11 protein-coding genes are annotated in these 15,282 nt (G+C 69.4%); 3 read left to right on the top strand and 8 right to left on the bottom strand.

Annotated elements, in window-relative coordinates; translation table 11 throughout:
* Positions 1–84 precede the first annotated feature (84 nt).
* The 4 genes from O5K39_RS18115 to O5K39_RS18130 all read right to left on the bottom strand — a co-directional run bounded on the left by O5K39_RS18115 (position 85) and on the right by O5K39_RS18130 (position 6,236).
* A complete protein-coding gene (locus O5K39_RS18115; protein ID WP_271144996.1) occupies positions 85–2,148 on the bottom strand; it encodes a M13-type metalloendopeptidase in 2,064 nt (687 codons plus the stop codon).
* Positions 2,149–2,411: 263 nt separating this feature from the next.
* Positions 2,412–3,008 (bottom strand): phosphoribosylglycinamide formyltransferase, encoded by a 597-nt coding sequence (gene purN, locus O5K39_RS18120; protein ID WP_271144997.1) that lies wholly within the window; start codon positions 3,006–3,008, stop codon positions 2,412–2,414.
* Between the two features lie 5 nt (positions 3,009–3,013).
* Complete coding sequence (locus tag O5K39_RS18125; RefSeq protein WP_271144998.1) at positions 3,014–4,390, bottom strand: M20/M25/M40 family metallo-hydrolase; 1,377 nt, start codon at positions 4,388–4,390, stop codon at positions 3,014–3,016.
* A 70-nt stretch (positions 4,391–4,460) separates the two neighbouring features.
* The gene (locus O5K39_RS18130; RefSeq protein WP_271144999.1) at positions 4,461–6,236 is read right to left on the bottom strand and encodes a patatin-like phospholipase family protein; all 1,776 of its coding nucleotides are present in this window, start codon (positions 6,234–6,236) and stop codon (positions 4,461–4,463) included.
* A 179-nt stretch (positions 6,237–6,415) separates the two neighbouring features.
* Between O5K39_RS18130 and prfB the strand changes: the two genes are divergently transcribed.
* Positions 6,416–7,538 (top strand): peptide chain release factor 2 gene (gene prfB / locus O5K39_RS18135; protein WP_271145000.1). Its coding sequence is split into 2 segments (ribosomal slippage): positions 6,416–6,484 and positions 6,486–7,538, totalling 1,122 coding nucleotides; the frame shifts between segments, so codons are not numbered across the junction.
* Between the two features lie 37 nt (positions 7,539–7,575).
* On the opposite strand, the gene O5K39_RS18140 is transcribed toward prfB, so the two are convergent.
* Both O5K39_RS18140 and rpmE read right to left on the bottom strand, forming a co-directional pair.
* Positions 7,576–9,168, bottom strand: coding sequence for a L,D-transpeptidase family protein (locus tag O5K39_RS18140; RefSeq protein ID WP_271145001.1), 1,593 nt, complete (start codon positions 9,166–9,168; stop codon positions 7,576–7,578).
* A 161-nt stretch (positions 9,169–9,329) separates the two neighbouring features.
* Positions 9,330–9,554, bottom strand: a complete 225-nt coding sequence (rpmE, locus tag O5K39_RS18145) for a 50S ribosomal protein L31 (RefSeq protein WP_271145002.1) — start codon at positions 9,552–9,554, stop codon at positions 9,330–9,332.
* A 131-nt stretch (positions 9,555–9,685) separates the two neighbouring features.
* On the opposite strand from rpmE, the gene O5K39_RS18150 reads away from it, so the two are divergent.
* On the top strand, positions 9,686–11,545 hold the full coding sequence (locus O5K39_RS18150; RefSeq protein WP_271145003.1) for an ABC transporter transmembrane domain-containing protein: 1,860 nt from the start codon (positions 9,686–9,688) through the stop codon (positions 11,543–11,545).
* Positions 11,546–11,607: 62 nt separating this feature from the next.
* Complete coding sequence (locus tag O5K39_RS18155) at positions 11,608–11,961, top strand: hypothetical protein (RefSeq protein WP_271145004.1); 354 nt, start codon at positions 11,608–11,610, stop codon at positions 11,959–11,961.
* Here O5K39_RS18155 and O5K39_RS18160 read toward each other — a convergent pair.
* Positions 11,958–12,560 (bottom strand): hypothetical protein, encoded by a 603-nt coding sequence (locus O5K39_RS18160; protein WP_271145005.1) that lies wholly within the window; start codon positions 12,558–12,560, stop codon positions 11,958–11,960. The genes O5K39_RS18155 and O5K39_RS18160 overlap by 4 nt on opposite strands.
* 131 nt (positions 12,561–12,691) lie before the next feature.
* Positions 12,692–15,280, bottom strand: coding sequence for a tipN (locus O5K39_RS18165; RefSeq protein WP_271145006.1), 2,589 nt, complete (start codon positions 15,278–15,280; stop codon positions 12,692–12,694).
* Positions 15,281–15,282 lie beyond the last annotated feature (2 nt).

Here is a 15,282-nt window from a genome sequence, read left to right on the forward strand (position 1 = left end):
AAGGCCCCGGGAGCGATCCCGGGGCCTTTCTTCTTGGGTTCTCGGCCGGTCGGCCTGCTCTAGCCCAGGGACCTGGGGCTGGCCCTACCAGATCACCGCGCGGGCGGCGGGCGCGACATACTGTTCGTCGCCGGGCTTGACGCCGAAGGCTGCGTACCAGGCCTCGATGTTGCGGACCGGCACGGTGGCGCGGACGCTGGCGGGGGAGTGTGGGTCGCTGGCCAGTTGCTGTTGCAGAGCGGCGTCGCGGGCCTTCTCGCGCCAGACCTGGGCCCAGCCGAGAAAGACGCGCTGGTCGCCGGTGAAGCCGTCGATCACGGGTGCGGGCCGGCCGTTCAGCGACAGGTGATAGGCGTCCAGCGCCATCAGCAGCCCGCCCAGGTCGGCGATGTTCTCGCCCATGGTCAGGTCGCCGTTCACGGGAACGCCCGGCAGCGGGAAGGTCGCGTCATACTGGGCCCCCAGCACCTTCGCCCGGGCGTCGAACGCCGCGCCGTCGGCGGGCGTCCACCAGTCACGCAGGGTTCCGTCGCCGTCGACCTTGCGCCCCTGATCGTCGAAACCGTGGGTGATCTCGTGGCCAATCACGGCACCGATGCCGCCATAGTTGACCGCCGGATCGGCGGCCGGGTGGAAGAACGGGGCCTGGAGGATGGCGGCCGGGAAGACGATCTCGTTGCGGGGCGGGTTGTAGTAGGCGTTGATCGTCTGGGGCGTCATGCCCCACTCCAGCGGGTTCACCGGCTTGCCCAGTTTCGACAGCTGGAAGGCCCATTCAAAGGCACCGGCGCGTTCGACGTTGCCGTACAGGTCGTCGGCGCGGATCGTCAGGCCGTCATAGCTGCGCCATTCGTCGGGATAGCCGACCTTAACCCCGAACCTGGACATCTTGTAGAGCGCCTGGGTCTTGGTATCGTCGCTCATCCATTCCAGGCGCTTGATCCGTTCGGTCATGGCGGCGCGCAGATTGCCGACCAGGGCTTCCATCGCGGTCTTGGACGAGGCGGGGAAGTGGCGGCGGACGTATTCCTTACCCAAGGCCTCGCCCAGCGAACCGTCGACGGCGGCGACCGCCCGGTTCCAGCGCGGACGCTGGGCCGTCGTGCCGTTCAGCACCGTGCCGCGGAAGGCGAAACGGGCATCGACGAAGGCCTTGGACAGGGTCGGGGCGGCCTGATCGACCAGGTGGAAGGCCTGATAGGCGCGCAGGGTGTCGAGACTGGTGGCGGCGAAGATGCGCGCCAGTTCGGGCACGGCGGTGTTCTCGGTGACGACGGTGTGCGCGGCAGTCGGCAGGCCGGCGGCCCCGGCCCAGGCGGCCCAGTCGAAATCGGGGGCAGCGGCCGCGAGCTCACCCAAAGTCATGGGATTGTAGATCTTGTCGAGCTGACGCGTCTGGACATTGGTCCAGGATTTCTCGGCGACGGCGGTCTCGAAGGCGACGATGTCGGCGGCGGCCTTGGTCGGTTCAGGCCAGCCGATCATGGTCAGCATCTGGGCCACATAGGCCTGATAGGCGGCCTTCTTCTCGGCGAAGGCGGCCTCGAGATAATAGTCGCGGTCGGGCAGACCCAGGCCCGCCTGGCCGATATAGGCGCTGGAGGTGTCGGGATCCTTCAGGTCCTCGAACACGGCCAGGGCGAACAGGCTGGCACCAGGCCGGCCAAAGGTGGTGCCCATGTAGCGGGCGACGTCGGCGCGGCTCGTCAGGCCCCGGATGGCGGCGAGCTGGGGCTGGAGCGGCTGAACGCCCAGGGTCTCGACCCGGGCTTCGTTCATGTAGCTGGCGTAGAAGTCGCCGACGCGCTGGGCTTCGGGGGACGAAGACGGGTTGGCGGCGCTGTCCTCGATGATCGACTTCAGTTGCTGCTGGCTCTCGTCATACAGGACGTGGGCGACGCTCCAGGACGGGCGGTCGGCGGGGATGGTGGTCGCGTCCATCCAGCCGCCCGAGGCGTAGCGGCCGAAGTCCGCGCCCGGCGAAACCGAACGGTCCATGGTCGAGGGATCGAAGCCCCAGGCGCCGATGACAGCATGGGCCGGACGCGCGGTGGGCGACTGGGTGCCGGGCATTTCAGCCAGGGCGGGGACGGCGGCGACCAGGGCGAGAGCAGCCGTGGCGGCGAGAAGCAGGGAATTGCGGGTCATGGAGCGCCTGTTGAAAGATCGGCGCGGAGACTGGTCCTGACAACGGCGTTTGTCGCCGGGAAATCCGCAAGATTACGAAAGTCTAATCCTTCAGCATCTTCTCCCGCGCAGCGGGGGAAGTGTCGCGTCGATCGCGAAGCGATCCAGCGACGATGGGGGTCGTGTGACGCAGAGCGTAGAAGGAGGACTACCCCCATCGAGCCTGGTTTGCTTCGCAAGCGCCGGCCCACTTCCCCCGCTGCGCGGGAGAAGAAGGCAAGGCGTCAACGACCTTTGCAAAACTCTCCCAGCATCGCCGGATAAAGCCCGTGTTCCGCCACGCGCACCCGCTCGCTCAGCGTCTCTGCGGTGTCGCCCGCCAGGATCGGCACGCGCGCCTGACCCAGGATCGGGCCTTCGTCGACGCCGTCGGTGACCAGGTGGACGGTGCAGCCAGCTTCATCGTCGCCGGCCGCGATGGCGCGGGCGTGAGTGTCGAGGCCCGGATAGAGGGGCAGCAGGGACGGATGGATGTTCAGCATCCGACCGGCCCAGGATCGCACCAGAAACGGCGTCAGGATGCGCATGTAACCGGCCAGAGCGATGACCTGGACGTCGGCCAGGATCAGGGCGTCATGGACGGCGCGTTCGTGGGCCTCGCGGTCCTTGCCGAACGGGCGGTGATCGATGGTGAGGGTGGTGACGCCCTTGGACGCCGCAATCGCCAGACCACCCGCATCGGGGCGGTTGGAAACGACGAGCACGACCTCATGGGATGCGCCCCCTGCCCTCTCTCCATCGGCCTTGGCCGCATCGATGAGGGCGGCCATGTTGGAGCCGGCCCCCGAGATCAGGACGGCGACGCGGACGGGCTGTCTCATGGGGCTCAGGTCGCGGGGGCGGGTGCAGGAGCCTCGGACACGAAGGCCCCCGCCGGTCCCGGGAAGACGATCGGGCTCTCATAGCCGTCGGCCGACACCGCCGAGACCCCGAAGAACCAGTCGTCGATCGGAATGTTCTTGAGCACCAGCGACGCGGCCTCCCCGGCCCAGCGGCTGTAAGTCCATTGCGGCGCGGTGGTCGAGCGCCACCAGACCCGGTAGCCGGCCGCACCGGGAACGGCGGCCCAGCTGACCGTCGTGTCGGGCGAGACGTTGCCGGCGATGGTCACCCCGGTCGGGACGGACGGCGCCGAGGCGAGCGCCGCCATGCTGACGATGTTCAGCCGGGCCACCTGACCCAGGTAGTCGAAGTCCATGAACTCGATCGTGTCGCCATAGACGATGCCGTTCTCGGTCCGCAGATCCTGGTGCTGGTGGTGATAGTGTTCGGCACCCTCGGTGATGCGGACGGCGGGGAAACCCGCGCGCAGCATCTCGACCTGGTCGCCGCCGCGTCCGAAGCGATCGGTGCGATAGATCATCTCGACGTCGAAATTGGTCAGGTAACGGTCGGCGATGCCGTCGACGAACCGGGCCAGGTTGCGAGACGATGAGTCGGCCTCGCCCCCGTTGTAGCGCCGGGTGGCGGCCTGTTCGGGCGTCTCGACGGTCTTGGTGCCCTCGGAGAAGACGCGGACGCGCGTGGTGTCGCGGACGCCCGACTGGCCTTGCGAATTGCCGACGATGTCGTTGTTCAGATTGGCCTCGACGACCCAGCCCTGGGTCTTGGCATAGTCGGCCAGGATCTTGCCGCCCAGAAGCCCCTGCTCTTCGCCCGACAGAACAGCATAGACCAGAGTGGCCTCGAACTTCGATTTCGACAGGACCCGGGCGGCCTCCAGCACGGCGGCGACACCGGAGGCATCGTCGTTGGCACCCGGCGCATCGGCGGTGGCGTTCATCACGTCGGTGACGCGGCTGTCGATATGGCCCGAGATGATGATGACGCGGTTGGGGTCGCCGGTGCCCTTCTGGATGGCCAGGACGTCGACAACCTCGGTCGGGGTCGGGACGCGGCGGCCGGTGACGGTATCGGCCGGCAGGGCGATCTCGAGGCAGTTGCCGCAGTCGGCGCCGATGGCGCGGAACTGACGCTCGGTCCAGCGGCGGGCGGCGCCGATACCGCGCGTCTCCGAGGTCGTTTCGGACATCGTGTGGCGGGTGCCGAAGCCGACCAGGGCGGTGACGTCGGCGCGCATCCGCTCGGGCTGGACCTGTGCGGCGACGGCATGGAGGGCGGCTTGTTCCGGGGCGGCGGCGGTCTGGGCTTGGGCCGTGACCGGGGCCAGCGACAGGGCAAGGATCAGACCGGGAATACGCAAGGCAACCTCCACAAACGAACGCGGCGGACCTTGCCGGGCCGGGCGTGGAAGATCAACGGCGTCGGCGTCTCTAGGTGTCGCCCGTCGCGGGCGTCGCCGCCGCTGCCGCAGCCCTTGGCCGCCGTCGCCGCATCGCACCGATCGGCTCCTCCAGTCCTTCGAGAACCGCCACGGCCGCCGCATGGCCCTCGGCGACGACGGGGTCATAGACCTTCCAGTCGCGGATATCAGCCCCCGACGGCCTGGGCAGGATCAGGACGTCGGTGTCCCGGCGTGACCGTTCCAGCTCCGCGTCGGAGGTGATCGTCGCCGACCGCATCAGGATGGAGACGATGGGCGGGCCAGCCTTCCACTTGCCGGACAGGAGCCAGCGCCACCAGGACGGCGGGTTCTCCAGCGCACCGGGATCGACGCCCCGGGCCTGGGACATGTCGGATCCGATCACGGGCCCTGCGTTCAGCTGGCGCATCACGTCGGTCGGGAAATTCTTGAGCACCGCCCCGTCGACGAGGACCTGGCCGTTGATGACCACCGGCGGCATGACCCCGGGGATCGAGATCGAGGCCCGCATGGCCCGGCGCAGAAGGCCTCGCCGATGAACCTCGATCCGGCCCGTCGTCAGGTTCGACGATACGGCAAAGAACGGCAGCGGCAGGTCGGCGATGTCGATGTCGCCGTAGGCCTCTTCCAGCAGGCGCGCGACCTTGCCCGCCCGGGTCATGGCGACCAGCGGAATCGAGATGTCCGAAAGGGGATCGGACACCACGAAGGCCTTCCTGATCCGCGCCTCCAGGTCGTCGTCGCTCCAGCCCAGGGCGGGACCGGCGGCGACCACCGCCCCCATCGACGACCCGCCGAAACTGTCGAGCACCACCCCGGCCTCATGCAGGGCGCGCACCACTCCGATATGGGCATAGGCCCGCGCCCCGCCGCCCGACAGCACCAGGCCGATCGACGATCCGGTGATGGTCCGGGCGATCCGGGCCGCGTCCTCGGCATGACCCTCGCGCGCATGGTACCAGCGACCCGGGTTCAGGGCGTCCAGCCAGGCGGCCGTATTGGCCGGCATGGCCATGCGGGGATCGCGCAACAGGATCAGGTCGGTGAACTGGGCCCCGCGCCAGGCCGGAGACGCCGGCGCAGCGAGCCTGGCCGGTGGGGCCATCAGGGCGCTGCCGACCACGAACAGCCGGTCGACCTGACGGGCGCACAGGGCGGCCCAGGACGGCTCGTCCTGTTCGGCGACATAGAGGACGAAGTCGTGACTGTCCTCAACGCGGGAGAACCACTCCGACACCGAACTCAGGGCCGTCTGGTCGATGACCTGACAGGTGTAGCCTTGCGCCTCGATACAGGCGGCGACGCGTTCGACGAAGGCGCGGATCGGGCCGGGGCGGGCGGAGACGAAGCCGAACACGCTGGGCTCCGCGCCGGCCGAGGTGCGCTCGCGGGCCCGGCTCAGCATCAGCCGCGACAGCTCGATCATGACCTCGGGATGGGTGCGGATGGCGTCGAAGAAGACGTCGCGCGGCAGGGCCAGAATCTCGGAATCACGCAGGGCCACGACGTCGGACGAATGGGCGGTGCCGGCGATCAGCGCCATTTCGCCGACCGGTTCGCCGGGCCGGATGACGCCCAGGAACTGCGGTGGCTGGCCCTCTTCGTTTCGGAACACCCCCAGCCGCCCCGACCGCAGCAGATACAGGCTGTCGGCCTCGTCGCCCGCATTGAACAGGGGCTCGCCCCCGGTCAGGGCGAACCAGCTGGCCTTGGTGTCGCGCGCCGCGAAGACCTGGGCGAGGGCAGCTTCCAGAGTGTCGGCACGGGGCGGAGGACGGCGAGCCATGTCTGAGTGATCGGTCCCGGCGGTGGTTTGGCGACGACCGGCATAGACCGGTTCGCAGGCCTTGTCCTCAAGCGTTGCCGCCGAGGGCGGGTTCCGCTTCCCCTTTGGCCCGCCGCACTCTATGTCCACCGATCCGACGCGGCGTTCCGCCCGTCCAATCCACCTCGCAGGAGTTTGCGATGAGACCGGATGTCGAGGCCATGAAGGCCGACATCGAGCAGAGCGTCGCTCTGCTCAGGAGGCGTCTTTGACTGGGATGTCGCTCTAAGAAAGCTCGATGAGCTGAACGCGCGGGTCGAGGACCCGACGCTGTGGGACCGCCCCGACGAGGCCCAGGCCGTCAGTCGCGACCGCGCCCGCCTCGAAGCCCAGATCAATACCGTCAAGGCGATGGAGTCCGAGCTCGAGGACGGCGTCATGCTGGCCGACATGGCCGACGAGGAGGACGACGAGGCGACGCTGGAAGAAGCACGCGCCCAGCTCAAGGCCATCAAGGACCGCGCCGCCCGCGCCGAACTGGAGGCCTTGCTGTCGGGCGAGGCCGACGGCAATGACGCCTATCTGGAAGTGAACTCCGGCGCCGGCGGCACCGAGAGCTGCGACTGGGCCGGGATGCTGCTGCGGATGTATTCCCGCTGGGCCAAGGCCCACGGCTATGAGGTCGAGATGGAGGCGTCGGAAGACGGCGACCAGGCCGGGATCAAGTCGGCGACCATTCTGGTCACGGGGCCGAACGCCTATGGCTGGCTGAAGTCCGAATCGGGCGTCCACCGGCTGGTGCGCATCAGCCCCTATGACGCGGCGGCCAAGCGGCACACCTCGTTCGCCTCGGTCGGGGTCTCGCCGGTCGTGGATGACACGATCGAGATCGACATCAATCCGTCCGACGTCCGCACCGACACCTATCGGGCCTCCGGCTCGGGCGGTCAGCACATCAACAAGACGGATTCGGCCGTGCGCCTGACGCACATCCCGACCAACACCGTCGTCGCCTGCCAGGCCGGCCGGTCCCAGCACCAGAACCGCGAACAGGCGTGGAAGATGCTGCGTGGCCGTCTGTACGAGCTCGAGCTTCAGCGACGCGAGGCCGCGGCCCAGGCCATGGCCGACGCCAAGACCGACATCGGCTGGGGTCACCAGATCCGCTCCTACGTCCTGCAGCCCTATCAGATGGTCAAGGATCTGAGGACCGAGGTCGAGACCTCGGATACGCAAGGGGTTCTGGACGGCGACCTGGACGCCTTCATGGGCGCGGCCCTGGCCCAGCGGGTCGGAGAGACGCGCGGCAGCACGGTGGAATAGTCGACGGCCCTCCCCGTCACCGGGGAGGGATCGTGACCTACGGCCCGATGTCCTGGGCGACCGCCGCGCCGTCATCGACCGGCACCGGCAGGGTGACCGCGATGCCCAGGGCCTCGGCCAGTTTCTGGTCGCGCTTGTAGACGTCCTCGCGGAAGGCCACGCGCTGCTGGCCGTCGACGAAGGCGGTCCAGTAGAGCAGCCGCACCGTGATCTCGCGGCCCGTCTGGATGCGCTGGGTGTTGCGGTTGTCGAGCGCCGTGTTGAACTGATTGAGCAGGGTCGGGTCCGGCGACAGCAGCAGGCGGGCGAAGTCGATCGCCCCCTGAACCCGCACGCAGCCGTGCGAGCGCTGGCGGGTGGCCAGGTTGAACGCCTCCTTCGACGGGGTGTCGTGCAGGAAGATCGCATAGGAGTCGCGCAGTTCGAACTTCACATAGCCAAGCGCTGCCTGGGGGCCGGCGCGCTGGATGACCTGGCCGTTCTGGATGTACATGTTCCTGGCAGCCAGATAGGCGGGGCCGTTCGGCAGGATTTCGCGACGCGCGATCCCGGCGGGCACATACCAGGGCGGATTGGCGACCACCGAGGCGAAGGGCTTCTCGAGGCTCGGCGTCTGGTTCTCGGCGCTGCCGACCACCACGCGGTTGGAGTGAACCGGCCGGCCCTCCTTCCAGTAGACCATGATGGCGGCGGCGGTGTTGACCTCGATCCGCTCCGGGCTCGGGGTCCGCTTCAGCCAGCGACGGCGTTCCAGGTTCAGCGCGATCTGGCGCGCGCGATCGTCGGCTGAGGCCGACAGCGAACGCTGGGTGCCCGTGCCGATACGGGCGTCGGCCAGCAGGCCGTGGCGGGACTGGAAGCCGCGAACGGCGGTTTGAAGTTCGGGCCCATAGACCAGGCCCTCGGCCTTCAGACGCGCGCCGTCGGCGGCGGTCAGGTCGCCCTCGGCCACCATCCGGTCGATCAGGGCGGGGATGCGGTTGTCGCTCTGGCCCGGCTCGATGCCCGGCCCCGGACGGAAGGCGGGCCAGCCGCCGTTCCGGCTCAGGCGGCGATAGCGCAGATAGCCCGCCGACAGGTTGGTATAGCCGATGTCCTGGGGGGCCAGGCCGTCGTACCATTGGGCCAACTGGTTCTGGGACAGGGCGTTCGACAGGCCGGTGGGCAGGTCGACGACGTTCTTTTCCATCTCCCACAGATCCTCGACCGTCTCGGGCGAGACGCGGCCGTTGGACAGGGTGCGGGCATAGGCCATGGCGGCCGAGGTCGTGCGGACGTCCGCGCTGTCGGGATCGGCGGCCAGTCCGACGAAATCGAAATAGTCGGACGCCGACAGGCCGTTCTTCTCGGCCCCGCGCGAGGCGCGTTGCAGGGCCTGGACCTGTTGCGGTGTCCAGACGGCCTTCCAACCCTGCAGGTCGTAGAAGACCCGGACGTCGTTCTGCTGGGCGGCGGGCAGGCGCGAGATTTGCGCGGTATAAGCGTCGCGGTTTCCGACCGACACGGTCTGAGGGGCCGGTGTCGGCGTCGCCGGACGGCGTCGGCCGAACTGGGAGGCGTGCGCGCTGTTGGCCGCACCTGCGACCATCGCGCTGGTCGCGATCCCGAAACCCAATTGCCGTCGATTCATCGTCGCCTGCTCAAACCCGTTCGTCGGCGGTCTCGAACGGACTCATCCCGCCTTGCGCCTGACCGCGCCATGTTAGAGGGATCGCGCGCAAACAAAAAGCGCCGGTCGCGAGACCGGCGCCTTTCGTGATGTCGCGGTGACACTTGCGTGTCGAGACGGCCCTACTTCTTGATGAAGCCGCCGAACTTGTTGTTGAAGCGCGAGACGCGGCCACCGCGGTCCAGCATCTGCTGGTTGCCGCCGGTCCAGGCCGGGTGGGTCGAGGGATCGATGTCCAGGTTCAGCGTGTCGCCCGCCTTGCCGTAGGTCGAACGCGTTTGATACGTCGAGCCGTCCGTCAGCGTAACGGTGATGAAGTGGTAGTCGGGGTGCGTGTCCGCTTTCATGGTCGTCGTCCGGTCTCTGCGCGGTGACGATGCCGACCGTCTGTGCGCGAAAATGAGAAAACCCGCCGAAGGCTCCGGCGGGAAGAGGGCGGCGTTTACACCGGGGGGCGTTCCGGGGCAAGAGGCGGCCCATGACGCATGCCACGACGCCCACCCCCACGGCTCCCGGCCCGGAAACCGTCGCGGGGCGACCCGGTGCCGGTGCCCTGTTGATCGAGCAGATGGGCGAGGCCGGCGGCAAGCGCGAGAAGCGCCGCGATGTGCGCCCCCTCGGCCGTCTGCTGCCGTATCTGATGCAGCACCGGATGGACGCCCTGATCGCGGTCTTCTGGTTGCTGATGTCCACGGCGGCGTCGCTGGGCCTGACCGCCACGGCGCGGGGCGCGATCGACCACGGATTCCAGAACGGCGGGGCCGACATCAACCGCTGGTTCCTGTTCCTGGGGGCCAACGCCCTGTTTCTGGGCGTCGCCTCGGCGAGCCGCTATTTCTATGTGACCAAGACCGGCGAGCGGATGATCGCCGACATGCGCACCGGGCTGTTCGGCCGCATCCTGACGCTGGATCCCTCCTTCTATGCCTCCATGCGGACCGGCGAGGTGCTCAGCCGCCTGACGACCGACATCGCCCTGGTGGAGACCCTGCTGACGACGTCTGTGTCGTTCGCCCTGCGCAACTTCCTGACCCTGCTGGGCGGCGTCGGGATGCTGTTCGTGGTCAGCCCCAAGCTGACCGGCCTGGTCCTGCTGATCGCGCCCGTGCTGCTGGGCCCGGTCTTCCTGTTCGGACGCGAGGTCCGCAAACTGACGGTGAAATCCCAGGACCGGTTCGCCAATGCCGTCGGCTTCGCCGGAGAGAGCGTCGATGCCATCGAGACGGTGCAGGCCTTTGGCCGTGTCAAAAGCGCCATCGCCCGCTTCGGCGAGGCGGTCGAGGCGGCCTTCTCCGTCTCCCTGACCCGGATGAAGGCCCGCGCCCTGATGACCGCCCTGGTCATTGTGGTCATGTTCGGTGGCGTCACTCTGGTGCTCTGGCTGGGGGCCCAGGACGTGGTGCGGGGCGCGATGAGCCCGGGTGCACTGTTGCAGTTCGTGCTGCTGTCGGTCTTCGTCGCGGCGGCGGTGGGCGCGATCGGCGAGAGCTGGGGCGATGTCCAGAAGGCCTCGGGGGCCATGGCGCGCATCGACGAACTGATGCGGTCAGAGCCCGGTATCGCCGCCCCGGCCCATCCGGTCGCCCTGCCCAGCCCGCCGCGCGGCGAGGTGTCGATGTCGGCCGTCGATTTCGCCTATCCGGGCCGCCCCGACCTGCCCGCGCTGAAGGGGTTTTCGCTGACGGTGCGGCCGGGCGAGACGGTAGCTTTGGTCGGGCCGTCGGGGGCCGGCAAGTCCACCGTGTTCCGGCTGCTGCTGCGCTTCTACGATCCCCAGAGCGGCCTGGTCTCGGTCGACGGCGTCGATGTACGCAATGCCGATCCGGTCGAGGTGCGGAACCGTTTCGCATGGGTCTCGCAGGAGGCCCCGCTGTTCTCGGGTTCGGCGCTGGAGAACATCCGCTTCGGCCGTGAGGATGCGACCGAGGACGAGGCCCGGGCCGTCGCCGAAGAGGCCCAGGCGCTCCAGTTCATCGACGCCCTGCCCGAAGGGTTCGCCACGCCGCTGGGCGAACGCGGCAAGAGCCTGTCGGGCGGCCAGCGCCAGCGCCTCGCCATCGCCCGCGCCCTGGTCCGGGACGCGCCGATCCTGCTGCTGGACGAGGCCACGAGCGCGCTCGACGCCGAGAACGAGCGGCTGGTGCAGGTCGCTCTCGATCAGGCGATGCAGAGCCGCACCACCCTGGTCATCGCCCACCGGCTGGCCACCGTCCTGCGCGCCGACCGTATCGTCGTCATGGAAGACGGCCGAGCCGTAGAGGAAGGCACCCACGCCCAGCTGGTCGCCCAGGGCGGTCTCTATGCCCGGCTGGCCAGGCTGCAGTTCCGGTCGGAGTGAAGCCAAGCGCTTGATATCCTCCGTGATCGGAGCGAGTGTCTGACCTCGGTCAGGATAACAGCATGCTTTCCATTGCGTTTTTTGCGGCAGCCCTGGTCAGCCAGGCATCGGTGCCGACGGTCGCCGACCTTTCCCCCGCCTTTGGAAACACCCTGGTCTCGACCTATCCTGACGGACGTACGGCCCGGACCTGGCTTCAGCCCGGCGGACGATACGAAGGGCGGGGGCGGCGCGGCGGTCGATCCAGCGGGACCTGGCGGATCCGTGACGGTCAGGTCTGCTTCAGCCAGAGGCGGCCAATCCCCGTACCGGGTGCCTATTGCACGCCCATCGTCAGCGGCGGTGTCGGGACCAGCTGGGCGGCCCGCGCGGTGACGGGTGAACAGATCCGGGTGACCCTGGTCGCCGGGCGTTAGCCGGCGTTCGGGCCGGACCGGCGCATCGGCGAGAAGCCGTGAGCCATGGCATTGGCCGCGATCCTGACGCCGCGCGCCATGTCGCGTCGCGACGCCCTGGGCGGCACCCTCAGCAGACCGATCGCCGGCGTCGGCAGGTCGTCGGGCATGCCGGTCAGGATGGCGTAGAGCAGGTAACTGCCCACATCGTGCTCACCCTCGGAACTGGCTTCGGCGGCCAGCCCCGCGTCCTTCAGCTCTCGCACCATCTCGGCGACGGGGGCCGTGGTCCGGGCGATCGAAGGGCCGGTGCCGGAAAGCTTTCCCGACCCCTCGAGGTTGCGGTTCGAGGCGCGCATCTGGACCCGGAAACGATCGGCCTGGGCGTTGCGACCGATCAACAGAAGGCCGCGACACTCGCCGGCGATCAGACGCGCCCGCAAGCTGGTCGCCAGAACATCGGGTGAATCGGGCTCGACCAGAAGCGATCTGACGCCCCCGCCTCCGAAGCCCAGAGACTCGGTCTGGCGGCCCTCGTCCCAGTCGGCGTCATCGACATCATAGGCGCAGACGGCCAGCGTCGGGCGGCGATCAGTCCTGGTGGGCGGGCTGAAGGACATGGACCTGCGCGGTTCGTGACAGAGATGTGACGGTCGGCGACAGGTGTCGGCAAAGGGACACGCGCGTCAACCCCTCGCGGTCGCGCAGCCCCGCTCCCCGGCCGGGCGTGACCCCGAAGACGCGTCGTCGATCAGGCCAGGTCGCCGACCGCCGCGTCCAGAAGCATGAAGGCCCGGCCCGCGTCGGTCGCCAATGCCCCCAGCACGCCGGAGGCATCACCGGTCCGTGCAGAACCCGACAGCTTCTGGGAAAAGGCGCGGACATAGCGTTCGGCGTCGGAGCGCAGTTCGGGATCGCTCATCACCCGGCGCGAGACGCTGCGCACGGCGGCGGGTGCCACGCGGCGAACGATCTGGCGTGCCCGGTCGGGATCGCGCTCGGCGAAGGCCACGGCGGCCTCCTCGACCCGGGAGCGGGGCAAAAGGGCGTTGGGATCGACCCCCATGCGGCGGATGGCGGCGGTGATCCGGTCGGCCATGGCGTCGGCGTCGGACGGCATGACGGGCTGGTCCAGGTCCAGCGGCACCTCGGGCTCGGCCCCGCCACTGACCAGATCGCTCCAGTCGAGACGGTCGGGGGTCGCCGCCGGTGGAGCGCGCCGCGTCTGATCCTCGGTCGGTTCGAGCCGCAGGCGCCCGCGCAGGCCGAAGCCGCGATCCTCGTCCACGCGAGCGGGTCGCTGGCGCGGCTCGTCCGAGGTGAGGGCCGGCGGCGATGCGGCGCGGCGTGACGCGGGCGTTTCGCCGGAGACGACGCCCATCAGTCGAACCGCCTCGGTCAGCATGTCGTAGTTGCGGCGCACCCGTTCCTGGAAGCCGACGTCCAGGGCCTCGGTGTCCTCGGCGGCCTTGCGCGAGGCGGCGGCGAGGGCGGCCAGACCGTCCTCGACCGTCGCGCGAACGGCCTCGGCGCGGGCACGGGCTTCTTCCGGGAGACGCGCCGAGCGTTCGTCGAGATCGGAGATGGCGGCATCGACCTGTCCCAATGCCGCGATCATGCGGTCCATGGTCTGGTCCAGCTTCTGGATCGCGCGCTGGCCGGCTTCGTCCACCAGTCCGGCCGTCTCGCCGACGATGCGGCGTGCGCCCTCGATGCGCGAATCGGCCGCCTGATCCGCCTTCTGGGCGGCGTCGAACAGGGCCTCGCCGAGGCGATCTGCGCGAAGCTGGGCCTGGGCGGCGGCATCGGCCGCGGCGGCCCGGCTGTCTTCGGCGGTGGCCTTGAGGGCGTCCAGCGCCCGACGGGTTTCCTCAATCAGGGTCTCGCGCGCCTCGGCCGCCAGGGCCTCGAAGCGGTCGAGCGAGACCTTGGTGGCGGCGTCGAAGCCGTCGGCCTCGCGCTGGGACATGTCGACCAGGGCGCGGAACTGGTCCGTCGCCGCCTCGACCAGATCCTTGAGGGCGTCGGCCGACCGGGCCGAAGTGTCGCCCAGTTCGCCGGTCACCGCACGAGCGGCGTCGATCTGCTCGGTCAGCTGGGCACGCTGGCTTTCGACCTGGGCGGAGAAGTCCTCCTGATCGGTCCGCAGGGCATAGGCGGCGGTGACCAGGGCGGCGCGCTGCTGGCTCAGGCCTTCTTCGACCGACTGGATCTGTTCGGAAACGCCGGTGCCGGCGTTCTCGAGCCGCAGGGTCTGGCGGGCCAGATCGTCTGCGGCCAGACGGGCCGCGTCCTGCGCCTCGACGGCGGCGGCGGCGAGGTCGGCGGCGCGGGCGGCCAAGGCCGTTTCGGCCTCGCGCAACTGGGTCTGGGCCAAGTCCGACGCATCGACCACCATGCGCGACTGACGCTCGACCGCGTCGATCACCCCGGCGGACTGGGTGTCGAGGTGCAGGCCCAGGGTCTGCATCTGGTCGCGTTCACGGCCCAGGGTCTCGGACAGGCGACGCGCGGTACGACCGGCCGCCTCGGCGGCCTCGTTCAGCCGCCCGGTCTCCTGGACCAGGACTTCGCGCAGCAGGCTCAGGTCGTTGCGGGCCCGCTCGGCGGCCAGGGCCGCCTGGTCGATGTCGTTGCGCAGGGTCAGCAGCACCTGTCCGGTCTGTTGCGCGGCGAGCGCCGTCGGCGCGACCAGGGCCTCGGCCAGACTACGGGCACGGCGCGTCTCGGCGGCCAGGCCGGCACCCTGACGCACGGACTGGGCCAGCATCAGGGCGAGCCCGGCGGGCAGCAGGGCGATCATCACATAGAGGGCGACGCGCAGGGGATCGAGCGAGGCGGCCCCCGAACCGAACTCATAGGCGGCCCAGGACGCGACCCCGCCGACCCAGAGAGCCGAGGCCAGACCGGCCATCAGATAGGCGTGGCGACCCCCGACGACAGGCTCCAGGGCGACACGGGTCGTGGACGGCGCCGGCGCGGTCGGCGGCGGGGCCTCCGCGAAGGCGACCGGTGGTGCCTCAGCGCTCTCGGCGAACTGTGGCGTCACGGCCGGGGACAGATCAGGATAGGGCGAGAGGTCTTCGATCGGCGGGGCGGGCGGCAGGTCGGGTTCGGATCGGGCAGCGCGCAGATCGGCCTGGCGTTGCTCCTCCAGCAGGCGTCGGCGACGACGCTCCGACAGGGGCGGTGGCGGCGAAGGATCGGGGATCGGCTCGGGTGACACCGCTTCATCGGCAACAGGCAGATTCATGTCGAACGCTTCGGCCGCGTGCGTCGGCTCGACCGCCGTGGGTTCGGGGTCGGACAGATTCAGCGGCGGCCGGTGGCGGGATTTCATGA

The organism is Brevundimonas sp. NIBR10 (genome assembly GCF_027912515.1).
Lineage (GTDB): Bacteria > Pseudomonadota > Alphaproteobacteria > Caulobacterales > Caulobacteraceae > Brevundimonas.